The organism is Streptomyces sp. UC4497 (genome assembly GCF_054871485.1).
The window spans coordinates 1-21,741 of sequence record NZ_JBTYHB010000045.1 but is presented as its reverse complement, the minus strand read 5'-3'; the positions used below and the strand labels follow the sequence as shown (position 1 = coordinate 21,741).

General features: G+C 70.7%; 19 protein-coding genes and 1 pseudogene. 9 read left to right on the top strand and 11 right to left on the bottom strand.

Features of this window, described 5'->3' with window-relative positions; all coding sequences use genetic code 11:
* Positions 1-85: 85 nt before the first annotated feature.
* The 3 genes from ACYSUO_RS37310 to ACYSUO_RS37300 form a co-directional block, all read right to left on the bottom strand.
* Positions 86-2,005: a hypothetical protein gene (locus ACYSUO_RS37310; RefSeq protein WP_461780644.1), complete on the bottom strand. Its 1,920-nt coding sequence runs from the start codon at positions 2,003-2,005 to the stop codon at positions 86-88.
* Between the two features lie 68 nt (positions 2,006-2,073).
* A complete protein-coding gene (locus ACYSUO_RS37305) occupies positions 2,074-2,580 on the bottom strand; it encodes a tetratricopeptide repeat protein (RefSeq protein ID WP_461780643.1) in 507 nt (168 codons plus the stop codon).
* A gap of 54 nt (positions 2,581-2,634) precedes the next feature.
* Positions 2,635-5,763, bottom strand: a complete 3,129-nt coding sequence (locus ACYSUO_RS37300) for an alpha-N-acetylglucosaminidase (RefSeq protein WP_461780642.1) — start codon at positions 5,761-5,763, stop codon at positions 2,635-2,637.
* Between the two features lie 72 nt (positions 5,764-5,835).
* Here ACYSUO_RS37300 and ACYSUO_RS37295 point away from each other — a divergent pair, with 72 nt between their 5' ends.
* Positions 5,836-6,297 carry a hypothetical protein gene (locus ACYSUO_RS37295; RefSeq protein ID WP_461780641.1) on the top strand — a complete coding sequence of 154 codons (462 nt, stop codon included), beginning with the start codon at positions 5,836-5,838 and terminating at the stop codon, positions 6,295-6,297.
* Between the two features lie 34 nt (positions 6,298-6,331).
* Here ACYSUO_RS37295 and ACYSUO_RS37290 read toward each other — a convergent pair whose 3' ends face one another.
* The 5 genes and pseudogenes from ACYSUO_RS37290 to ACYSUO_RS37270 form a co-directional block, all read right to left on the bottom strand.
* Complete coding sequence (locus tag ACYSUO_RS37290; RefSeq protein ID WP_461780640.1) at positions 6,332-7,864, bottom strand: DUF1996 domain-containing protein; 1,533 nt, start codon at positions 7,862-7,864, stop codon at positions 6,332-6,334.
* A 55-nt stretch (positions 7,865-7,919) separates the two neighbouring features.
* Positions 7,920-8,210: pseudogene (locus ACYSUO_RS37285) on the bottom strand (winged helix-turn-helix domain-containing protein); the annotation flags it as partial.
* A 343-nt stretch (positions 8,211-8,553) separates the two neighbouring features.
* Complete coding sequence (gene glnII, locus ACYSUO_RS37280) at positions 8,554-9,585, bottom strand: glutamine synthetase (protein WP_461780639.1); 1,032 nt, start codon at positions 9,583-9,585, stop codon at positions 8,554-8,556.
* 153 nt (positions 9,586-9,738) lie between these two features.
* Positions 9,739-10,413, bottom strand: coding sequence for a hypothetical protein (locus tag ACYSUO_RS37275; RefSeq protein ID WP_461780638.1), 675 nt, complete (start codon positions 10,411-10,413; stop codon positions 9,739-9,741).
* A gap of 94 nt (positions 10,414-10,507) precedes the next feature.
* Positions 10,508-10,870 carry an arsenate reductase family protein gene (locus ACYSUO_RS37270; RefSeq protein WP_461780637.1) on the bottom strand — a complete coding sequence of 121 codons (363 nt, stop codon included), beginning with the start codon at positions 10,868-10,870 and terminating at the stop codon, positions 10,508-10,510.
* A gap of 137 nt (positions 10,871-11,007) precedes the next feature.
* Between ACYSUO_RS37270 and ACYSUO_RS37265 the strand changes: the two genes are divergently transcribed.
* Positions 11,008-11,289, top strand: coding sequence for a hypothetical protein (locus tag ACYSUO_RS37265; RefSeq protein WP_426903975.1), 282 nt, complete (start codon positions 11,008-11,010; stop codon positions 11,287-11,289).
* A 56-nt stretch (positions 11,290-11,345) separates the two neighbouring features.
* Here ACYSUO_RS37265 and ACYSUO_RS37260 read toward each other — a convergent pair whose 3' ends face one another.
* Entirely contained in the window at positions 11,346-12,566 is a 1,221-nt protein-coding gene (locus ACYSUO_RS37260) for a winged helix DNA-binding domain-containing protein (protein WP_461780636.1), read from the bottom strand.
* Between the two features lie 125 nt (positions 12,567-12,691).
* Between ACYSUO_RS37260 and ACYSUO_RS37255 the strand changes: the two genes are divergently transcribed.
* From ACYSUO_RS37255 to ACYSUO_RS37230, 6 genes are read left to right on the top strand one after another with little or no spacing between them, the layout of a single operon-like run.
* Positions 12,692-13,189 (top strand): hypothetical protein, encoded by a 498-nt coding sequence (locus tag ACYSUO_RS37255; protein ID WP_461780635.1) that lies wholly within the window; start codon positions 12,692-12,694, stop codon positions 13,187-13,189.
* Between the two features lie 17 nt (positions 13,190-13,206).
* Positions 13,207-14,553, top strand: a complete 1,347-nt coding sequence (locus tag ACYSUO_RS37250; RefSeq protein WP_461780634.1) for a DUF2252 domain-containing protein — start codon at positions 13,207-13,209, stop codon at positions 14,551-14,553.
* A 59-nt stretch (positions 14,554-14,612) separates the two neighbouring features.
* Complete coding sequence (locus ACYSUO_RS37245) at positions 14,613-15,224, top strand: chemotaxis protein CheB (protein ID WP_461780633.1); 612 nt, start codon at positions 14,613-14,615, stop codon at positions 15,222-15,224.
* Positions 15,225-15,232: 8 nt separating this feature from the next.
* Entirely contained in the window at positions 15,233-17,104 is a 1,872-nt protein-coding gene (locus tag ACYSUO_RS37240; protein WP_461780632.1) for a CheR family methyltransferase, read from the top strand.
* Between the two features lie 27 nt (positions 17,105-17,131).
* Positions 17,132-17,980: a GAF and ANTAR domain-containing protein gene (locus ACYSUO_RS37235; protein ID WP_461780631.1), complete on the top strand. Its 849-nt coding sequence runs from the start codon at positions 17,132-17,134 to the stop codon at positions 17,978-17,980.
* Positions 17,981-17,992: 12 nt separating this feature from the next.
* Positions 17,993-18,721 (top strand): GAF and ANTAR domain-containing protein, encoded by a 729-nt coding sequence (locus ACYSUO_RS37230; RefSeq protein WP_461780630.1) that lies wholly within the window; start codon positions 17,993-17,995, stop codon positions 18,719-18,721.
* A 13-nt stretch (positions 18,722-18,734) separates the two neighbouring features.
* Here ACYSUO_RS37230 and ACYSUO_RS37225 read toward each other — a convergent pair whose 3' ends face one another.
* Together ACYSUO_RS37225 and glnA are read right to left on the bottom strand one after the other, a co-directional pair.
* Positions 18,735-19,247 carry a DUF1269 domain-containing protein gene (locus ACYSUO_RS37225; RefSeq protein WP_461780629.1) on the bottom strand — a complete coding sequence of 171 codons (513 nt, stop codon included), beginning with the start codon at positions 19,245-19,247 and terminating at the stop codon, positions 18,735-18,737.
* Positions 19,248-19,438: 191 nt separating this feature from the next.
* On the bottom strand, positions 19,439-20,848 hold the full coding sequence (glnA, locus tag ACYSUO_RS37220) for a type I glutamate--ammonia ligase (RefSeq protein WP_426903984.1): 1,410 nt from the start codon (positions 20,846-20,848) through the stop codon (positions 19,439-19,441).
* A gap of 199 nt (positions 20,849-21,047) precedes the next feature.
* Between glnA and ACYSUO_RS37215 the strand changes: the two genes are divergently transcribed.
* The gene (locus tag ACYSUO_RS37215; RefSeq protein ID WP_461780628.1) at positions 21,048-21,515 is read left to right on the top strand and encodes an RDD family protein; all 468 of its coding nucleotides are present in this window, start codon (positions 21,048-21,050) and stop codon (positions 21,513-21,515) included.
* Positions 21,516-21,741 lie beyond the last annotated feature (226 nt).

Genomic DNA, 21,741 nt, shown 5'->3' with positions numbered 1-21,741 from the left:
CGGGTGGACACCCCTCGTACGCGACTTTCTTTACGTGATCGTCAGCAAGCGACGATGCCTCCGGGGCAGAGCCCCGCGACGTGAGCTACCTCAAGGGCTGAACCTTCGCTCCCTGGGCCGTCCGCCCCGACAACGACACATCCGCGCCCCGCGCCACCCGCACCGCAAGCATCCGCCCCGAGGACGACCGCCCCGCCGCGGTCACCGAGTTCACCCCCGCGCTGCCCGCGGCAACCAGGTACCACGCCCCCTCCCGCGACTTCCACCGCACACCCGCGAGCACCTGCGGATCCCGCGACCCGCATGCGGGCGACGACTGCGACTTCGCCGCGACGACGGCCGCGTCCGCCCCCGGCGCCCGGAACAGCGCGAGGGTGCGCGGTCCGCCGCCCCGCCAGGTGTCGGCCCGCGTGCACCACCACTCGGCCGTCCCGTTCGCCGCCGGCAGCGCCTGACGCGCGTACGCCCAGGAGTTGACCGAGCGCACCCCGTGCGAGCGCGCCGCCGCGAGTGAGCACGCCGTCGTCGCCCAGTCCGCGGGCCGCGCCTCGCGGGGCTCGGCGGGGCTGCCGGAGGTGAGGTGCGCGGGGACGAGCTCGCCGAGGTCGGTGGTGAGCCGGGTGCCGGTCGAGTCGGTCAGCGCGAGCGCGTTCCACGACGTGCAGGACGTCGCGAGCGCCGGGCTCGGGAACGGCGCCGTCACCCCGTCCTTCGTGCGCGACAGGGCCCGCGCCCCCGCGGTCGGCTTCAGGAGGTCGCGGGTGGCGGCCCTGGCCACCCAAGGGGCGGTCAGATAGCGGACGTTGCCGTCGGACCGGTCCATCACCACGGCGCTCGACTGCGCGTCCGCCGCCCCGTCGACCCGCGCGAAGTCGAGCGCGGCGCCGCTCGTGCCGCTCTTCGGCTCGGCGTAGCGCACGATGCGCAACCCGTCGTAGAGCAGCACCACACGGGCCTGGTCGAGCTCGCCCGCGTACAGCAGCTGCGGCGGTCCGGGCGGTGCGCCCGCCGGGGTGCCCGGTGTCGCCGAGACCTTCACGGAGCCGCCGGGCCGCGCCCACACGGCGAGCGCCCTGCGCAGCAGCTCCTTGTCCCCGGTGAGCGAGCCGCGCGCGGGCCACACCGAGAAGTCGGTGCGGGCCGACGTCTTCCACGCGGACGGCGAAACCTTCCGCAGCTTCGCCGGATTCAGGGCCGCCTGCCCCGCCGGGTTCTTCGCGTACGGCGGGGCCGCCGCGCCGTCCGGGGCCCAGCCCTCGCCCGGCAGCCCGAGCAGCGCCCCGCACACGAGGGTCGCCGCGACCGCCGCGATCGCCGCCTTCAGGTGCTGGCGGCGGCGCATCAGATCGGTGGGCCGCGCGTGCAGGGAGCACGGGTCGAACTCGGGGGACTCCAGGAGCTCCGTGCAGGACCCGGCGTCGGCCGCCAGGCCGCGCGCCTCGGCGAGGGCCGCCGCCGCGCCCTCCTGCGAGCAGCCCGCCTCCATGAGAACCGCGCGGACGGCGGCGTCGTCGAGACGCTCAAGACCGCGCAGCACGTAGGCCGCGCGGGCGGGGCCACTCAGCGTGGAAAGCTGCTGATCCAGGGCGAGTTCATCGGCGCCGCCCGACTTCGGGAACAGCCGCAGGCCCCACACCTGCGGCAGCAGCGGCGGCAGCTGCGCCCGCTTGGGCCAGGCCATGCGCCGCAGCGGAAGCCCCGCCTCAAGGGCGCCGCGCAGCACCTTCAGGCGTACGTAGGCGAAGCCGGGGTCGCCGGTGCGGCCCGCGGAGTCGCGCTGGGCCGGGATCGGCGCGGGCGCGTCCGCGGTGCGGCCGCGGGGGAGGGCCCGCTGCACGATCGAGTGGGCGGTCAGCACGCGGCGGTTGCGACCGAGGCCCGGCGGCAGCACGAGGTACGCGAGCCGTACCAGTCGTGGGTAGTGCTCGACCAGGGCGGCCTCGGCCTGCTCGACGTCGATGACGGCGGCCGGCGCTGCGGACGGGGGCGTTGATTGCTGCTGCACCTTTGACTGCACGTTCAGCTGAACGAGCGAATCGTGGGATGGTCACAGCCGTCACTCCCCGCACGGGCCTATTCGGACACGACCAGTGCCTTCGCGTAGTTCGCCATCGACCGCTGGTATCGGGGCAGATGGGGCGCCAGCGCGCCGAGCACCAGGGCAAGGCCCTCCCTGTCGCGGCCGAGACTCGACAGGCACAGGGCCAGACACGCCCGCACCGCGTCGTCCAACTCGTCGCCAGGAGCGGTCAATTCCGGTTCGAGCAGCGCGACGCCCTCTTCCGCGCGCCCCATGTTCCGCAGTGAGCTGGCCAGTTGAATCTTCGTACGGCGCCCCCGGTAGCCGCTCAGGCCGAGACGCAGCGCCTCCTGGTACAGCGGGACCGCCTTGTCGGAGTGTCCGGTCGAGTCGAAGGCCGAGGCCCGCTCGAACGGGGCGACGGGGCTGTCGGCGGGCAGCTCCGCGGCGAGCCCGTCGATGAGCGCGCGGAACTCGCCCGCGCCGGCCTCGCCGTAGGTGTCGATCGTCCCCCACGCGGCCGCGATCCGCTCTTCCCAGTCACTGCTCTCGGTGCTCACCGGGGCACTCTCACACAGCGGCGCCCCGGTGTCACCGGAGTTACGAGGGCCGGATCAGCTCAGCTTCCAGCCGCTGAACTCCACCGTGCCCCGCGTCCCGTTCCCGCCGTTCGTCGCGCTCATGAACATGCCCACGCCCTGCGCGGAGGCGAGCCTCGGCGACGGCACGGTCGCGACCGTCCGCCACGTGGCGCCGTCGTCCGTCGAGCACTCCCCGGTGTACGAGTCGCCCGCCCGGGACAGCCGCAGCAGCACCGGCGCCTTGATCCCGGTGATCCGCTTGTACGTGTCGAGGGTGCCGTCCCCGTTGCTGTCGTAGGAGAGGACGACGCCGTTGGCGGGCGTGACCGACAGGTTCGCGAAGCCGAGGGACTTCGGGTCGCCGATGGAGTTGCTCACCATGATCCCGGCGCGCGCCCACGGACCCGTCACCGCCTGCGCGTCCACCCGCACCACCGCCACCGAACCGTCCCGGAACGCGTTCGCGCGGTACAGCGCGCCGAACTCCGCGGTGCCCTTCCACAGGTCGGCGCCGCCGCCGTCGATCGCGAACCGCTCGTCGAGCTGCCCGAAGACCGCCGCGTTGTTGCTGTACGTCCGCCAGATGTCGGCGAGTGGCCCGGCCTCGAACAGCGTGCCCTTGTGGACGTGGGTGACCCGCTGCTCACCGGCCGGACCGTACCGGACGTCGATCGTGTACGGGAGCGGACGCAGCGGCTTGTCGAGCGGGGTGCCGGGCGCGCTCGCCTGCCAGGTCACCGTGGACTCCCCGGCCGGCGCCACGCCCGGCAGGGATGTGTCGCCCGTGGGCTCGGCGTCGATGCCCTTGAGCTCGAAGTCGACGCGGCCCGTCGCGCGCAGCCCGTTGACGTTGCGGAACGTGGCCGCCACGCGCGCGTGCCCGCCAGGCGGGAAGGCGGGCGGATCGGCGGTGACCGTCACGGAGCCCTGGTACGGGGCGCGCGCGAGGACGTCGCGGGCCCGCGACGCCGTCCGGTACGGGTCTCCGTACGCCCGCAGCGGATAGTCCTTGCGCTCGCGCGTCCACGGTTCCTCGAACGCGAACCAGTCGACCTTGGCGGGCTCCCGGCCCGCGGCCAGCGCGTCGGACAGCTCGTCGAGCCACTTCTGCCAGCGCGGCAGATAGAAGTCGGCGATCAGCCCCTGCCAGTCGCGGTTGGCGTACTCGTGGAGGTTGCCCGGATCGGACGTGGCCCGGTCGCCCCACACCGTGATCAGCACCTTCGCGCAGCGCTCGAACTCGGCGCGCTCGGCGTCGTTCGTGGCGAGATTGCGGGCGTCCTGGATCCAAGGGCCCAGCAGGAAAGCCGAGTTGGTGCCCGTCACGTCGTCCGAGAGCCGCATCAGCTTCAGCCACAGCGTCGCCAGCGCTGTGAAGGTGGCCCGGTCCTTGTCGGCGTAGGCCGCCTTCAGCTGCGGCAGGAGCTGTCGGCTGCGGTGCGCGAGGGCCTGCCGCGTCACGTCGACGAGGTCGTACTTGTAGGCCGCGCTGCCTCGCGACTTCCCGCTCACGCCCAGGAGTCCGGCGAGCGCCGCGTCGAAGCGGCCCGGGTCGTAGGCGAGGGCGCGCGGCCCGTAGTAGGAGGCGCGGTCGGCCGCGAGGTCGGGGCGGGCCGCGAAGAGCGAGTCGTGCGGGTCCGAGCGCTCGACCGCCTTGTGCTGGTACGCCGTCTCGTGCAGCGCCTGCCAGGCGGCGCGGGCGGCCTTGTCGCGGCGCCCGTAGCGGAAGTCGGCGTACGAGGCGAACCAGGCCGCCCGGTCCAACTTCTGGTCCATCCACGCGAGTTCGGACCACAGCTCGAACGCCGCCGGGTCCCGGTCGGTGCCCTCCGGCATGTACGCCGTACCGGCCAGCGCACTGTTCGCCTTGTCGCGCCACGCGAAGAACTTCTGCTCCCAGATGTGCGCGCGGGCCCCGATCGTCGTACGGCCACCGAAGTTGGGGATCGTGCCGAACGCGTACGGCGTGCCGCCCCAGTCCTTCTCGCGGTCCGTGACCGAGGTGAACCGGTCGGACACCCCGTCCACGATCAGCATCTTCTTCTTGTCGATCGCGTCGATCAGCTCGGGCAGCGGGTTCGCCTCCCAGCCGAGGATCACCCACGTCGCCCCCGGCCGGTTCTTCTGGAGCGCCGCCTCGACACCGCGCGCCGCGTCAGGGACCGGCACGTCACCGGCCGTGCCGCCTTCGTGCAGCAGGTCCATCTTGAACGCGCCGATCTCGCCGAACAGGTCCTTCTGGTGCCCGTAGAACGACTTCGCGACCTGGGCGAAGGACGCGGTGCGCGGGTCGAGCCAGTCGGGACGCTCGAAGCCGTGCCACACCCCCTGCGGTACGACGTGCGCGTCCCCGCCGTTGCGCGCCACGAACTCCTTCGGGACGTGCCCGTAGTAGCCGGGCATCACCGGCTTCATGCCGAGCGCACGAAGCCGGTCGACGATTCTTCGCCCCAACTCGGCGCGTCTCTCGATGAGTTCGGACGAGAGCGGACCCCCGTACGAGGAGAGGTTCTGCAGCAGCCACCACGGCTGGTGGGACGGGGCGGGCAGCCAGGCCCGCGCCTCCTCGTCGCTGTAGCCGAAGTCCTTCAGGAGGCGGTGGTAGACGGCCTCCATGCCCGCGATGACCAGCACCTCGTTGCAGCCGTGCAGTGCGAGGATGTCGATCTCGCGCTCCCAGTACGACCAGTCGGCGAAGGGCGCCGTATAGCCGTCGTTGGTGTCGTTCAGTGCGAAGCGGTGGGGGAGCCGGGTGCTGCGCTCCAGCGTTTTCGAGGGCGCCGGGAGGCGGTCCGGCAGGTCGAGCTGGGAGCCGTTCCAGGCGATGTGCGCCCCGCACTCGTACTTCAGAAACCAGTGGACCCCGGCGAGAAGCGTCGCCGGGGTCGTCGCGTACACCGTGATGCGGCCCTGCGTCCCGGTCACCCGGAAACGGTCCTCCGTGCCGCTCGCGGCCATCAGTCTGAGACGGAACTGGTCCGCGTGGTGCGGCAGTTGACGGTTGAGTGCCGCGCGCGCCTCAGCCGTATCAAGAACGGGCACCTTCCCCGCGGCGGTCGGCCGCGGAGCCGCCTGGGCGGCCGGGGCACCGGCCCCCAGGGCCGTGCCGAGGCCGATGGCGGCCGTCGTGCCGAGAACAGTGCGTCGCGATGGTGCGGACATACGTGTACCCCCCTTGCGTCGCGGTTGGTGCGGCGCACGGTAGCAACGGAACGTACGGGACAGGAGAACGCAATGAGGAAAAAGCTGGTGGCGGCGGCCGTACTGCTCGCGGCCGCGACCGGATGCGGCTCGGGCGGCTCCGACGGCGCCCCGAAGGACGACAGGCCGAAGATCCCCCGTACGGCCTCCGGAAGCCTGGAACACCTCGCGAAGGAGGCGGGCTGCCGCCCCGACATCCAGACCGATGCGGCCGACATCCGGCAGGCCAACTGCGGTGCTGGAGGCGGCCGTTACGTCCTCGCCACCTTCACCACCGACAAGGGCCAGGCCCAGTGGTTCGACCAGGCCAACGACTACGGCGGCGTCTACCTCGTCGGACCCAAGTGGATCGCGGTCGGCGGCGCCGCACAGCTCACGAAGCTGCGCGGCCGGCTCGGCGGGACCCTGGAGAAGCCCGCCTCGCACCACACGGGGAGTAGTGGTGGTGGGGGTCACGAGGCGGGTGGGCTCTCCGGGTACGAGGGTCGCCGCTGAGCCGGCCGCGCAGCGGCCGGGGTGGGGCGATCGCTCAGTCGCAGCGATCGCCCTTGTTGATGCAGTCCACGACCGTCTGCATGGTGTCGTCGTCGAAGACGTTGATGAAGTCGTCATGATCCGTGATCGGCTTGTGCAGCTGCTCGGGGAAGCCGTCCACGGCGAACGGGTTCTTCACCTGTCCGTTCTCGATGGTCGGCGTCTGCACGTCGTACACCAGGCGCATCTTCAGCTGCGGGATGGCCTTGAAATTCTGCGGGCAGTTACCGGCCTGGTCGGCGAATGCCACGTGAGTGCGATGGTTGGCACTGTCGATGTTCTGCCCGTCCCAGCAGCTCTGGAACGCGAAGCTGCGCACGACCTTCGAACCGTCGGGGCACAGCGGGTACTTGTCCGTCAGCTGACGGTCCTCGAAGCCGGTGCAGCTCCAGTGCGCGTTGGCGTTCGCCGTGCCGTTGGTGAAGGCCTTGGCGTCACCGGTGATGATGCGCAGGAACTTCGGCATCGCGACGACGTCGCTCTGCGGGCTCCCGACGAACTTGATGCTCGCCTTCTGGGCCTGAAGGACCTTGCCGACGTTGCCTTCCTTGCCGCCGCCGTCCTTGTCGGCGTCGAACTCCTCCGTGCCGTCCTGCACGCGCAGCACCGGCCAGTAGTACGTCGACTTGTCGCCCTGGTTCTGGCAGGTGGTGTCGGCGTTCGCCAGGTCGTCGTTGCTGGAGAAGGCGTCGTTGTCCTGGTTGCCCACGTAGTCGTGCAGGTGGTGCGCGCCGTTGGTCACGCCGGGCGCCACGATGAGGTTGTCGGTGTTGAACTTCTTGTTGTCGTTGACGCCGCAGCGGGTGGTGAAGGTGCCGGTGGAGGCGTTGTCGCCGTTCTGGGGTTTCTGGACGTTGGGCTGGACCTTGGTGATGTCGGCGAAGTCGGCGGCCGCGGGGCCATTGCCGGCCTGTCCGCCGTTGCCCTGTTGCTGGTCGTCGCCGCCCTGGTCCCCGCCGGCCTGGTCGTCGCCGCCGGTCTGGTCACCGCCGCCCTGGTCCGAGCCGTCGTCCTGCCCGTCCGGGGGCTGCTGCTCGCCCTCCTGGGGCTGGGCCGTGCACTCGGCCATGTCGTTCATGCCGTCGGGGGCCTGTCCGCCGCGGCGCTCCATCTCCAGGCGGATGCGCTCGAGGATGGCGCCCCGGTTCTTCTTCAGCGGATCCATGATGCTGTTCTGTACGAACTGCGGGTCCCGTGCGGCGGCGTCCCGCGTCGAGGCGAGCCGCTTGTAGGCCTGAGTGATCTGGCTGTCCAGAGTGGCGAGTTCACCGTCGACCTCGTCGCGAGCGCCGTCCGGAACGTCGGACAGTTCGGTGCCCACGTCCGGACAGTCGATGGTGGCCACTTGTTGCGTCTGCTGTGTCTGTTGCGTCCCGCTGCCCGCGTCCTGCCCGTCGGCCGAGTCCTCGTGGGCCGACGCGTACACGTTGACCGCGACCAGCCCACCTCCGCCCAGGAGCAGTGCGGCCGACGCGATGGTCATGCGCGTCGCCAGCGATGAGCGCCGTTTGCGTGAGGTGCGTCCCATGGGACTACGTACGCAACGGGGGCCGACCCTGTTCAATCGGCCCCCGGAATTCACCTCAACTGCCGGTGGGTGGCGTGTACTTGTAGCCGACTCGGCGCACCGTACGGATGGTGTCCCGGTACTCGGCGCCGAGCTTCCTGCGCAGCCGGGCGACATGGACGTCGACGGTGCGGCCGTCGCCCACATGCCCGTATCCCCACACGGTGTGGACGAGGGTGTCGCGGGTGTGCACGCGGTGCGGATGCCCGACGAGATGGGCGAGCAGCTCGAACTCCAGGTAGGTGAGGTCGAGTTGGCGGCCCGCGACGTGCACCGTGCGGCAGGCGGTGTCGACGGAGATGAGCGGGTCGGTCAGAAGGGCAGGAGCCATGATGAAACTCTTTTCGCGCGAGAGGACGTCGGGGAGCGGGACGTACGTCATGCGCGCGGGCCGAAGGCCGGGGCGGCCGGGGCGACGGCTTTAGAGGGCCCGCGCGTTCCTCACGCGGCGACACACACGGTCGAAATCGTGGTGCTGGCGGGACGGCCAGAACGGCTCGAGGTCGTGCCGACGACCCCACGAGCTGCTGTTCCGGTAAAGACTGGCCATGCCCTCATTGAAACAGATGCGTCACGGATACGAGAGGGCGCCCACACAATGTGGACACCCTCCCGAAGCGGATGGCCGGATTCGGACCCGGCCGGCGCGGTCAGACCTGGCCGGCCTTCTCCAGCGCGGTGCAGCAGGTGTCGACGAGCAGCCGCGTCACGACGTACGGGTCGACGTTGGCGTTCGGGCGGCGGTCCTCGATGTAGCCCTTGCGGTCCTTCTCGACCTGCCAGGGGATGCGGACCGAGGCGCCGCGGTCGGAGACGCCGTACTTGTACTCGTCCCACGGGGCGGTCTCGTGCAGACCGGTGAGGCGGTCGTCGATGCCGGCGCCGTAGTTCTTCACGTGGTCGAGCGGCTTGGAGCCCTCGCCGAGCGACTCGCACGCGGTGATGATCGCGTCGTAGCCCTCGCGCATCGCCTTCGTGGAGAAGTTGGTGTGCGCACCCGCGCCGTTCCAGTCGCCCTTGACCGGCTTGGGGTCGAGGGTCGCGGAGACCTTGAAGTCCTCGGCGGTGCGGTAGAGCAGCCAGCGGGCGATCCACAGCTCGTCGGAGACCTGGAGCGGACCCACGGGGCCGACCTGGAACTCCCACTGGCCGGGCATGACCTCGGCGTTGATGCCGGAGATGGCGAGACCCGCCTTCAGGCAGTTCTCGAGGTGCTGCTCGACGATGTCACGGCCGTGGATCTCGTCGGTGCCGACGCCGCAGTAGTAGCCGCCCTGCGCGGCGGGGAAGCCGCCGACCGGGAAGCCGAGCGGGCGGTCGCCCTCGAAGAAGGTGTACTCCTGCTCGATGCCGAAGATCGGCTCCTGCGAGCCGAACTTCTCCTCGACCTCGGCGAGCGCGGCACGCGTGTTGGAGTGGTGCGGCGTCATGTCGATGTTCAGGACCTCGCACATGACGAGGATGTCGTCGCCGCCGCGGATCGGGTCCGGGTACTGGGCGACGGGGCGGAGCACGAGGTCGGAGGCGTGGCCCTCGGCCTGGTTGGTGGAGGAGCCGTCGAAGCCCCAGACCGGAAGCGTGTCCAGGCCCTGCGGCGAGCCCGCGATTATCTTGGTCTTCGAACGGAGCTTGGCCGTCGGCTGGGTGCCGTCGATCCAGATGTACTCAGCCTTGAAGGTCACGGGCCACTTCCTCATTCACGCGGGTCTCGAACTGCCGGGAACTCTGTCACCAGGGGGTTTCTCGGCCGTTGCTCGTTTGTGAACCCCGTGTTACCTGAGCCGCGTGGAGCGGGACGTGGCCCGTGAGCCTGTATGCGATACGCGCTGGTGCCGTTACCCCACCTTCTCGATGCGGGCGTTGCGGATCAGGAACTTGCCGGGCTCCCGTACCTGTTCGAACGCGGCGTTGTTGAGCAGCGCGCAGGACCCCGACGTGGCGGTGACCTCGACGGTCGTGGACTTGTCGTTGTCGAGGTTGGTCACCTTCAGCTGCGTGCCCACCGGGAACTGATCGCTGGACGCGGCCGGTGCCCCGCCCTCTCCGGAGAGCGTGACCTGCTGCCCGGCACACACTTGCTCACCGGAGGCGGCGGCCTGGTCGGAGGCCTCCGGCGCGGAGGCATCCGGTGCGGAAGCAGAGGCGGAGGCTGAAGCGGGGGCGGAAGCGGAGGCTGACGCGGGGGCGGATGTCTCCGCCCCCGTATCGCATCCGGAGGCCTCCTGTTTCCGTTTGATCTCCGCGATCACCGCTTCGCGGTTGGCGATCCGGGCCTCGGACTGGGCGTCGGGGTTCGCCTTCTGCCCGTCGATGAACTTCTGGTTGTTGGCGAGCGCGGTGGTCAGTCCGTCGCACGCGACCGAGCTCTGCGCACCGCCCTGGGCCCCCTGGTCCACCTGCGACGCGTTGCTCGTGGCCGCGAGGGCGAACGCCCCGCCGCCCGCGACCACCGCCGCGGCCGTCGTGAGGGCGAGCCGCTTCTTCGGGCCGAGAGTTCTCCTGCGTGACATGCGCGCCTCCTGTCGTGAGATGCACGTTGTTGCGCACGCCGTTACGTACGAGCAGTCGAACCCGAACGCTCAACGCCGGAGTCTGTCGCTCGGCTCAGCGCCGCGACATCGCCTCGCGCACCGACTCCTCGCTGCGGCCCACGACCGCCGTGCCGTCCTCGGCCGTGATGATCGGGCGCTGGATCAGCTTCGGGTGGGCGGCGAGCGCCTCGATCCACTGCTCACGGCTGTCCGCGTCGCGCGCCCAGTCCTTCAGGCCGAGCTCCTTCGCGTCGGCCTCCTGGGTGCGGGTGATGTCCCACGGTTCGAGGCCGAGCCGGCCGAGCACGGCGCGGATCTCGTCGGGCGTGGGCACGTCCTCCAGGTAGCGGCGCACCGTGTAGTCGGCGCCCTCCGCGTCGAGCAGGGTGAGCGCGCTGCGGCACTTCGAGCAGGCCGGGTTGATCCAGATCTCCATGGGGTCAACGGTACGCGAGTGAAGTCGTGCGGCGGCCCTCAACTGGGCTCTGGCCAGCGGCTTTTGTCAGTGGTCGGCAGTAGAATAGAAGCAGTGTTCGAGGGCTACGGGGGCTCTCGGACGTCCGCGACAGGAGGATGCCTGTGCCCGCTGCCGCCGCTCCGCTGCTGTTCGATCTGCCGTACACACCACTCGCGAAGAGGCCGCTCCCGCCGGGGCGCCCCCGCGACTGGTACATCACCCACAACCGCCGTCTGAAGGCCATGCGCCTGGCGATAGCCCTGCTCGACTCCGGCGTCTACCTCCCCAACCAGGCCCACAACCGCAAGATCCGCGCGACGGCCGAACGTGTCGGCATCCATCCGCCGTCGGACACGACGTGCCACATGGTGCGGGCGTTGATGCGTTACAGCCGCTGATATCGGTGTCCGGGGCGGCTCCCCACGCCGCGGGGCTCCGCCCCGGACCCCGCTGCTCAATCGCCGCAGGGGCTTAAAGTGCTCAACTCCTTCTCCAGCGGCGTACGAAACCGCGGCGTGACCCGAGTCCCACCCAGCCACGCCGCGAGGCGCTCCGCTTCCGCGGCAACCGCCCGTTCCGCCTTCCGGCCGCCGGAGGTATCCAACAACCGCCACACCACCCCACCGTCCGCACCCTGCCCCCACCCACCCACGATCCGCCCGCCCCACCACACGGTCGGCCCGATGTTCCCGCTGCCGTCGAAGAGCGCGGGGCGCAGCTCCGGCGGGCAGTACCAGTCGCGCTCCTGCCACCCCATCGACGTAGGGTCGAGGCCCGGCAGCAGCGCCGCCCACGGCTCCAAGTCGCTCTCGGGCGCGTCCACTTGGTCCGCCAGCACGTACCCCGTGCCACCGCCGTCCAGGGACACCGCCACCGCCCCCACCGCGGCGAGCGCCTTGCGTACGTCCGTGACCTTCCACCCCGTCCACCACTTGAGGTCCCCCTCCGTGGCGGGCCCGCACGCCCCCAGCCACAGCCGGAGCAGCTCCGCCTGCGCCTCGGCGACCGGCAGCTCCGGATGCGGCGGCGCGACCGCCCACCGGAACTGCGTCGAGGTCCACGAGCCGAGCGGCCGGCCCCGTACGACCCGCCCCTCCACCCCGAGCACCCGCATGAGCCGCGACGACACGGTCTGCTCGGCCTCGTAGCTCTTGCCCCTGCCGTACGTGAACTGCTCCCTCAACCGCGGCTCGTCCGCCACGAGTTCGGTCACCGTCGCCTCCCCGCGCCGCTCGAGCGCGGCCAGCGCCGACGCCTCCACCTCCGCCAGCCACTCGGGCGTGAGGCGCCCGTCGCTGCCGCCCGCGATGTCCTTGAGCAGCCCTGCCCGCGCCTTCGCCGCCACCGCGAGCCCGGTCGACGCGTGCACCGTCGCCGCCAGCTCCGTCGGGAACGTGAACACCGTGTGCCGCATCCCGTGCATCCGCACCAGGCTGCCGTCCTCGTACAGCGCCCGCTCGACGTCCGCGACCGTCCCGGAAGGCTCCGCGAGCCGCGCCCCCACCGCCAGATACACGGTCGCCGGATCCGTGCCGTGCAGCGCCACGAGCGAGCGCGCGACGTCCTCGGCGCGGTCCGCACGCGCCGAAGGGGCGAGGCGGTGCGCGCGGGCGAGCCGGGCGCGCCGCTCGTCGTCACCGATGTGCCGCACGGTCCCTGTGCTCTTCGTGTTCATGCGGCACATCCTGCCCGCCGCGCCGCCGCGAAGGTCACCTGTTTGCCCCCCTTGGCATGCGCCCCACCCCTGCCCCAACGTTGACTGAGGCAACCTGCAGTGGTGGTCGAGCGGAGGAGTCGGCGATGGCGGACGTACGACGAGGCTCACGAGGCGTACGGGCGGTCGCCGCGGCCCTGTGCGCGGCGGCCCTGACCGTGGCCGCGGCCGGCTGCTCGGACGACGGCGACGGCCCCTCCAGCGCCGCGTCGAAGGCCGCCTCCGCCGCGTCCTCGGCCGCGTCCAGGGGCGCGGACGTGGTGGCGTCGGCGACCGCGGAGGCGCAGCAGAAGTTCAACGACTTCAAGGACGGCGTCGACGCCAAGGGCGACGTGAAGCTCGGCGACGTGAAATCCGACGGCGACCGCACCACGGTTCCGGTCACCGTCAGCAACGGCACGTCGGACACCAAGTCGTACGTCGTCCAGGTCGGCTTCAGGAACGGCGACGACAAGCTGGTGGACACCGTCGTGCTCAACGTGAACGATGTGCGGGGCGGCGACTCCAAGGACGCGACCGCCCGCAGCACCCACTCGCTCGACGGTGACATCACCGCCGAGGTCTCCCGCGCCCTGCGTCATTGACCGAAGGGGCGCCCGCCATGAGCAGCCCCGCCGAACGCGCCGACCAGGGCAGACGGGCCCGCAAGCACAGCCCCCGCTCCTCGCACGGCCCGTGGATCCCGTCCGCCGACCGCCCCGACCCCGTCGTGACCCTGGAACGGCAGGGCGCCGACCGGCTCCGCGACCTGCTGCCCATCCGCTACGGGCGGATGGCGGCGAGCCCGTTCGCCTTCCTGCGCGGCGCCGCCGCCGTGATGACGGGCGACCTCGCGGCGACACCCCACTCGGGCCTCACCGTTCAACTCTGCGGCGACGCGCACCTGTTGAACTTCGGCCTGTTCGCCGCGCCGGACCGCGCCCTGCTCTTCGACCTCAACGACTTCGACGAGACGTACCCGGGACCCTTCGAGTGGGACGTCAAACGCCTCGCCGCCTCCATAGCCGTCGCCGCCCGCGACAACGGCCACTCCGACAAGCAGGCCCACCACGCCGCCCTCACCTCCGTCACCGCGTACCGCGACAACATGCGCCGACTGGCGGGGCTCGGCGAACTCGCCGTCTGGTACGAGCGCATCGACGCCCACGCACTGCTCCCGCTCATCCGCTCCACGCGCCACCGCCGCCGCGTCGAGCACACCCTCGCCCAGGCCACCCGCCGTACCAGCCTGCACGCCCTCGGCAAGCTCACCGAGACCACCCCCGACGGCCGCCGCCGCATCGCGTACGACCCGCCGCTCCTCGAACCGGCCGGGATCTCCGACGCCGCCGCCGTCCGCAAGATGTTCGGCGACTACCGCTCCACGCTCGCCGAGGAACGCCGCCGGCTCCTCGACCGCTACCGCTTCGTCGACGCGGCCCGCAAGGTGGTCGGCGTCGGCAGCGTCGGCACCCGCTGCTTCATCGTGCTGCTCGCCGGGCGCGACGCGGACGACCCGCTGTTCCTCCAGATCAAGGAGGCCACCCGGTCCGTCGTCGAGGAGCACATCCCGAACCACGGCCCGTACATCCATCCCGGCCACCGCGTCGTGTCGGGACAGCGCCTCCTCCAGGCGGCGGGCGACATCTTCCTCGGCTGGATGACGGGACCCCAGGGCCGCTCTTTCTACTGGCGTCAACTGCGCGACATGAAGGGCTCCGCCGACGTCACCGCCATGCCGCCCGACGAACTCCTCGCCTACGCCCGGCTGTGCGGCGCCGCCCTCGCCCGCGCGCACGCCCGCTCCGGCGACCGCATCGCCCTCGCGGCCTACCTCGGTGGCAAGGACGTCTTCGACCGGGCGGTCGCCGCGTTCGCGATGCATTACGCCGAGCAGACCGACCGGGACCACGCGGTGCTGCGCTCCGCGATATCGGCCGGGGTGCTGACGGCAACGCCCGGCGCCTGACGGGCCGGCCCGGCCTGTATCCATAGCCGCAGGCCTGTCGGGCGTTTAGGGTCAATGATGTGCCGTCACCGATCAGTGCCGACCGTACGGACGACAGTTTCGGCGTCGTCGCCGTCGCCGCGTCCGCGGGCGGCATCCATGCCCTTGTCACCGTTCTCGGCGGGCTCGGGGCGGACCTGCCCGTGCCCGTCCTCGTCGTCCAGCACCTGGACCCACACCACCGCACCGTCCTCGCGGACATCCTTGACCGCCGCACCGCCCTGCACGTCAAACTCGCCGAAGCGGGCGAGTCGGTCCGGCCCGGCACCGTCCACATCGCGCCACCCGACCGCCACCTCGTCGTGGACCGTGACGGCACCCTCGGCCTCACCCTGGGGGACCGGGTGCACTTCCTGCGGCCGTCCGCGGACCCGCTCTTCGAATCCGTCGCCGACGCCTACGGGGTCCGTGCCGTCGTCGTCGTCCTGAGCGGCACGGGCAGCGACGGCGCCAAGGGCGTCGACGCCGTCAAGGCGCAGGGCGGTACCGTGATCGCGCAGGACCCGGAGACCGCGGAGTTCACGGGCATGCCGGAGGCCGCGGTGGGTACGGGGGCGGTGGACTTCGTGCTACCTCTGGAGGAAATCTCCGCGCTGATCCGCGGACTCGTCGACACAAGAGGCAGTAGGTAGGACGGACGATGAGCGAGGCGCCGCGCGACGCGGAGACCGACGAGGAACTGGAGGAACTGCTCCGGTTCCTGAGGGACGCCCGCGGCTTCGACTTCACCGGATACAAGCGCACCTCCCTGGGGCGCCGCATCCGCAAACGCATGAGTGACGTGGGCATCGACTCGTACGCCGACTACCGCGACCAGTTGGAGACGAACGCCGACGAATTCAGCGCCCTCTTCAACACCATCCTGATCAACGTCACCTCCATCTTCCGGGACGCGGACGCCTGGACGTATCTGCAGCACGAGGTGGTCCCCGAGCTCCTGGCCCAGCTCGGCCCGGAGGAGGAGGTCCGGGTGTGGAGCGCGGGCTGCTCCAGCGGCGAGGAGGCGTACTCCCTCGCGATCATGTTCGCGGAGGCGCTCGGCCTCGAGGAGGCCCTCAACCGCGTCAAGATCTACGGCACCGACGTCGATGACGAGGCGCTGCGCGACGCCCGCTCCGGCCTCTACCCGGCCAAGGCGTTGGAGCCGCTCAGCGCCGAACTGCGCGAGAAGTACTTCGAGCAGAACGGCTCGCAGTTCAGCTTCCGCTCCGACCTGCGCCGCCGTGTCATCTTCGGCCGCCACGACATCACCCGCGACGCCCCCATCTCCCGGCTCGACCTGCTGGTCTGCCGCAACGCCCTGATGTACTTCAACGTCGAGGCGCAGACCCAGATCGTCGACCGGTTCCACTTCGCGCTGCGCGAGGGCGGCTTCCTCTTCCTCGGCAAGGCCGAGATGCTGCTCAACGACGCGGACCGGTTCGACGTCATCAGCATGCGCCAGCGCATCTTCCGCCGCCGACCGGGCGGCGCGACGACGACCTACCAGCCGGCCCCGGTGAAGCTGCGCAGCAGCCAGAGCGGGGAGTCGCAGAGCCTGGCCCGCAACCGCCAGCTGCGCGACCTGGTCCTCGACGCCTCGCCCGGCGCCGCCCTCGCCGTGGACCCCGAGGGCATCGTCGTCCTCATCAACAACCAGGCACGCGTGCAGTTCTCCCTCACAACGAACGACATCGGCCGCCCCTTCAGAGACCTCGAGATCTCCTACCGGCCCGTCGAGCTGCGCTCACTGATCGACCAGGCCACGCACGAGCGCCGCACGCTTCGGGTCAACGGGGCGCAGCGCCGGGTCGGCGAGGACGTGCAGTTCTTCGACATCGTCGTCCAGCCGCTGATCGGCGTCGGGGGAGTGCCGGCGGCCACCCACATCTCGTTCACCGACGTGACCGTGGCCACCCAGCTCAAGGCGGAGGTCAAGCGCGTGCGTGAGGATCTGGAGACAGCCTACGAGGAACTCCAGTCCACGAACGAAGAGTTGGAGACGACCAACGAGGAACTCCAGTCCTCCATCGAGGAGTTGGAGACGACCAACGAGGAACTCCAGTCCACGAACGAGGAGTTGGAGACCACGAACGAGGAACTCCAGTCCGGTAACGAGGAACTGGAGACGATGAACGAGGAAATGCGGATCCGCAGCGACGAGCTCGACGAGACCCGCGCCTTCCTGGAGGGTGTCCTCACCTCCATCGCGGCCGCCGTCGTCGTCCTCGACAAGAGCCTCAGGGTCAAGAGCTGGAACCGGGGCGCGAGCGACCTGTGGGGGCTGCGCCAGGACGAGGCGGTCGACGAGGCCTTCTTCGACCTCGACTTCGGGCTGCCCACCCGGCCGCTGCGGGAGGCCGTTGAGGAGTGCCTCAGGACCCGCAGCCGCAGCGAGCCGGTGATGATCGCCGCCGTCAACCGCCTCGGCCGCAGCATCAACTGCACCATCAACTGCAGCCCGTTCGGCGGGCACCACGGCGGCGTCGTGCTGCTGATGGAGGAGGGCGGTCGGAGCAACGGAGCCTCGTGATCCGGTACCTGGGCGTACGCTGAGGGCATGACCCTCGGGGGGAGTTCGGCGGAACAGGCGGCGGCCGTCTGGCGGCGTGCGGCCCGCGCTCGCGAGCGCGCGGACCGCGAGCTGAGCCTTGTGCGCAAGTGCGAGAACTTGGCCCGGGAGAGCGGCGGCGACCTGCACGACCGCCTGGCGCAGATCCACCGGACGAGCGCGAAGCGGCACGAGGTGACCGCGGAGCTCCTCGAATCCCATGCCCGGCGCGCCGCCAGCTGGGCGGCCACCGGAGGTCGGCCTCCGCTGTTCATGACGGGGGTCGCGGAGGCCTGCGGGACCGTCAGTGCCGCCGTCACCCTCGTCGACCTCGACCGGAACCAGATCGCGACCGCCTCGTCGGACGAGCCCTCGCGCGGCGCGCAGGACCTGGAGTACATCCTCGGCGAGGGCCCGGCGCGGGACGCGGTGCAGGGCCGCTGCCCGGTCGCCGCCTCGGGGACCGGACTGACGGACCGCTGGCCGGGCTACGGTCCCGCGGCCGAGGGGCTCGGAATCGGCCACGTCCTCGCGGTTCCCCTGCGGTCCGCCGACAGCTGCATCGGTGCTCTGGCCGCCTTCGGTGTGCGCGCGGACGCCATGTCCACCGCGACCGTCACTCAGGTCGCAGATTCCCTGACGCGGAACGTTTTCCTGGGCGCGGACGCGGTACCCGGCCTGTTCGGAGGAATCGACTACCGCGCCGAGGTCCACCAGGCCGCGGGCATGGTGGCCGTCCAGCTCGGCTGTCGCATACCGGACGCGCTGGAACTGGTCAAAGCACGCGCCTTCGTGGACAGCCGTCCCATCGGCGACGTCGCTCAGGATATCGTTCAGGGACGACTCCAACTCGGCTGAGAGGTCCCCACCGTGACACTGCGAGAGCAGGAAGTCGCCGCGGTATTCGCCGAGTTGACGGGCGGAGCCGCTCGCGAACCCTTGGACACGCAGGCACTGCTGGCCACCCTCGCCGAAGGGGGCAGGCGGCTGTTCCACGCGCGCGGGGCGCTGGTGGTGTACGTGCCCGGCGGCCGCGCGCCCGTCCTCACCGACGGCACGGATCCCTCGCTCGGCGCCCTCGCCGCCGATGCCGCCCGCTGGGGGGAGGGCGCGGGCTACGACGCCCGTACGACGGGCTGCGCCCTCGTGGACGTCGATGTGACCACGCGCTCCGCCCAGCTGCGCTGGCCGCGCTGGTCCCCCCGGGCCCAGGCCCTCGGCTTCGGCCGGGCCACCGCGCTTCCGCTGCACGGCAGGGAAGGGGAGATCGGTGCGCTGGTGCTGTTCACCGCGCCGGACAAGTCGCTGGACGAGGAGGCCCTCGCTCTGGTCCGGCGCTTCGCCGAGGTCGCGGGGCACACCCTCACGCTGCAGCGTGAACTGAGCGAGACGCAGCTCCTCGCGGGCCAGTTGGAGCACGCGCTGTCCAGCCGGGTCGTCGTGGAGCAGGCCAAGGGCATCCTCGCCGCCCGGCACGGACTGTCACTGGACGAGGCGTTCGCGGGCCTGCGCGGCTACGCGCGCTCCCACCGGCGCAAGCTGGCCGACGTGGCCCGCGAGGTCACCGAGGGCCGACTGCCCGAACTCCTCGCCCAGTGACCGACGCCTACGCCTAGGCAGGCGCCTCGGCCTTCGACTGGCTCTTCTGCAGCATCTCGCGCAGCGCCTCCTCGTCGTCGTTGCTCAGCGAGGTCTGCACCAGCTGACCGCCGTACGTGGCGATCTCGGGCACGACCTTGTCCTTGGCGGCCTGCTTGACGAGGACGAACAGCGCGGCGGCGCCGGGCCGCAGGTTCTGGCTGAGTTCCTTCATGAAGTTGTCGTTGATCCCGGTGTCCGTGACGGCCCCGCCGGCGGCTCCCGCCGCGGCGCCCACGGCGGCCCCCAGGAACGGCACGAGGAACAGCATGCCGATGACACTGCCCCACAGCGCGCCGCCCGTGGCGCCCATCGCGGTGTGGTTCACGGCCTGATGCAGCTTGATCTTCCCGTCGGACTCCCGACGCTCGACGACGACGATGTCCTCGAGCTCGACGAGGTGCTCCTTGGACATCTCCAGAAGCCGGTTGCGGACCTGGTCGGCGGTGGCGAGGTCGTTATAGGCGACGACGAACAGATTGCTCATGACGGCACTCCTCCGAGGCTTGTCAGCGTGTGCGACTTGCCCGAGTTTAAGGCGTTTACCCGTTTCCCGCCCGGCGAGCTTCACCCGCCCCCGACATGACCCACCGCCTCCCGAAACGCCCGAGGGCCCGGCCTCCCTGATGGGGGAGACCGGGCCCTCGACGACGAGCGCGTCCGGGGTTACGGGACGGCTTAGATGTCGAAGTACAGCTCGAACTCGTGCGGGTGCGGGCGCAGCTGGATCGGGGCGATCTCGTTCGTGCGCTTGTAGTCGATCCACGTCTCGATCAGGTCGGACGTGAAGACGCCGCCGGCCTGCAGGTACTCGTTGTCCGCCTCCAGGGCGTCGAGGACCGCGGGGAGCGAGGTCGGGACCTGCTGGACGTTGGCGTGCTCCTCGGGAGCCAGCTCGTACAGGTCCTTGTCGATCGGCTCGGCCGGCTCGATCTTGTTCTTGACGCCGTCGAGGCCGGCCATCAGGAGCGCCGAGAAGGCGAGGTACGGGTTCGAGGACGGGTCCGGCGCGCGGAACTCGACGCGCTTGGCCTTCGGGTTCGAGCCCGTGATCGGGATACGCATGGCCGCGGAGCGGTTGCGCTGCGAGTACACCATGTTGACCGGGGCCTCGAAGCCGGGCACCAGGCGGTGGTACGAGTTCACCGTCGGGTTGGTGAAGGCGAGCAGCGACGGGGCGTGCTTGAGGATGCCGCCGATGTAGTAGCGGGCGATGTCCGAGAGGCCCGCGTAGCCCTGCTCGTCGTAGAAGAGGGGCTCGCCACCGTTCCACAGGGACTGGTGGACGTGCATGCCCGAGCCGTTGTCACCGAAGATCGGCTTCGGCATGAAGGTCGCGGTCTTGCCGTTGCGCCAGGCGACGTTCTTCACGATGTACTTGAAGAGCATCAGGTCGTCGGCCGCGGCGAGCAGCGTGTTGAACTTGTAGTTGATCTCCGCCTGGCCGGCCGTGCCGACCTCGTGGTGCTGGCGCTCGACCTTGAGGCCCTGCTTGTCCAGCTCGAGGGAGATCTCGGCGCGCAGGTCGGCGAAGTGGTCGACCGGCGGGGCCGGGAAGTAACCGCCCTTGTAGCGGACCTTGTAACCGCGGTTGTTCTCGACGGCGCCGGTGTTCCAGGCGCCCGCCTCGGAGTCGATCTCGTACAGCGAGCGGTTCGCGGAGGTCTCGAAGCGCACCGAGTCGAAGACGTAGAACTCGGCCTCGGGGCCGAAGAACGCGGTGTCGGCGATGCCGGTGGAGGCGAGGTACGCCTCGGCCTTCTTCGCCACGTTGCGCGGGTCACGGGAGTACTGCTCGCCCGTGATCGGGTCGTGGATGAAGAAGTTGACGTTCAGCGTCTTGTCGCGGCGGAAGGGGTCCACACGAGCGGTGGAGAGGTCCGCGCGCAGCGCCATGTCGGACTCGTGGATGGCCTGGAAGCCGCGGATCGACGAGCCGTCGAAGGCCAGCTCCTCCGTGGGGTCGAACGCCTCCGCCGGCACCGTGAAGTGCTGCATCACACCCGGCAGGTCGCAGAAGCGAACGTCGACGAACTTGACGTCCTCGTCCGCGAGGAATTTCTTGGCGTCATCGGCGTTCTGGAACATCCAACTCCTCCTACTCCCACCCGGGGAGGGGCGGGGTTGCAGCTCTTGGCAGCTCGATCGCGCGACCAGTGCGGTGGCACACGCTGGGACCCGACGATATGCAGGCGTGATTTCTCAAGCATGACCCATTTGTTTCGCCCAAGTTAACCGGAGCGGGGGCCGGGACCGCATCAGGAGCGAGGCGCAGTACCGTTGACGCGTGGACAACAGGGAAGCAATGGGATCGTGGCTGTCCGGGCCTCGTGAGGCCATGGAACAGGCGGGCGCCGACTTCGGTTACCGCGGTGAACAGCTCGGCCTGCCCGAGCACGGACCCGGCTCCATCGCGCGCCCCGGCCGTCGCATCGGAGCCCTCGTCGTCGACTGGGCGCTGTGCATGCTGATCGCATACGGCCTGGTCACGCACGGCTACAACCAGGCGACGGGGAACTGGGCGCTGCTCATCTTCTTCGCCATGAGCGTGCTCACGGTCGGCACCATCGGCTGCACGCCCGGCAAGCGCCTCTTCGGCCTGCGGGTCGTCTCCGAGGCCGGCGGACGCGTCGGATTCGGCCGGGTGCTGGCCCGCTCGGTGCTGCTGTGCGTCGCCATCCCGGCGCTGATCTGGGACCGCGACGGCCGCGGCCTGCACGACCGGGTGGCGAAGTCGGTCGAGGTCCGCGTTTAGTCGAGGTCCGCGTTTATAGGGGGCGCGGGGAACTGCGCGAACGGGACCATGGCGACACGCGAGCCGCACCGCGATCAGCACGGGCACCAGCCCACGCGAAAACGTAGGAGAGGCGGGGGGGGGCCAACAGGGGTCGGGCCCCCGCCCGGGCGGGGTAGCACCCGGGCGGGGGCGCGGGGGCCGGCCCCCCCGCCCCCGGGGGTCGTAAAAACCCAGGGGGCCGGGG

What these genes read in the sequence shown, in the direction of transcription:
- ACYSUO_RS37300 (WP_461780642.1), bottom strand. Translation starts at nt 5,763, where the DNA reads ATGTCCGCACCATCGCGACGCACTGTTCTCGGCACGACGGCCGCCATC.
- ACYSUO_RS37295 (WP_461780641.1), top strand. Translation starts at nt 5,836, where the DNA reads ATGAGGAAAAAGCTGGTGGCGGCGGCCGTACTGCTCGCGGCCGCGACC.
- ACYSUO_RS37290 (WP_461780640.1), bottom strand. Translation starts at nt 7,864, where the DNA reads ATGGGACGCACCTCACGCAAACGGCGCTCATCGCTGGCGACGCGCATG.
- ACYSUO_RS37275 (WP_461780638.1), bottom strand. Translation starts at nt 10,413, where the DNA reads ATGTCACGCAGGAGAACTCTCGGCCCGAAGAAGCGGCTCGCCCTCACG.
- ACYSUO_RS37270 (WP_461780637.1), bottom strand. Translation starts at nt 10,870, where the DNA reads ATGGAGATCTGGATCAACCCGGCCTGCTCGAAGTGCCGCAGCGCGCTC.
- ACYSUO_RS37265 (WP_426903975.1), top strand. Translation starts at nt 11,008, where the DNA reads ATGCCTGTGCCCGCTGCCGCCGCTCCGCTGCTGTTCGATCTGCCGTAC.
- ACYSUO_RS37260 (WP_461780636.1), bottom strand. Translation starts at nt 12,566, where the DNA reads ATGAACACGAAGAGCACAGGGACCGTGCGGCACATCGGTGACGACGAG.
- ACYSUO_RS37255 (WP_461780635.1), top strand. Translation starts at nt 12,692, where the DNA reads ATGGCGGACGTACGACGAGGCTCACGAGGCGTACGGGCGGTCGCCGCG.
- ACYSUO_RS37250 (WP_461780634.1), top strand. Translation starts at nt 13,207, where the DNA reads ATGAGCAGCCCCGCCGAACGCGCCGACCAGGGCAGACGGGCCCGCAAG.
- ACYSUO_RS37240 (WP_461780632.1), top strand. Translation starts at nt 15,233, where the DNA reads ATGAGCGAGGCGCCGCGCGACGCGGAGACCGACGAGGAACTGGAGGAA.
- ACYSUO_RS37235 (WP_461780631.1), top strand. Translation starts at nt 17,132, where the DNA reads ATGACCCTCGGGGGGAGTTCGGCGGAACAGGCGGCGGCCGTCTGGCGG.
- ACYSUO_RS37225 (WP_461780629.1), bottom strand. Translation starts at nt 19,247, where the DNA reads ATGAGCAATCTGTTCGTCGTCGCCTATAACGACCTCGCCACCGCCGAC.
- glnA (WP_426903984.1), bottom strand. Translation starts at nt 20,848, where the DNA reads ATGTTCCAGAACGCCGATGACGCCAAGAAATTCCTCGCGGACGAGGAC.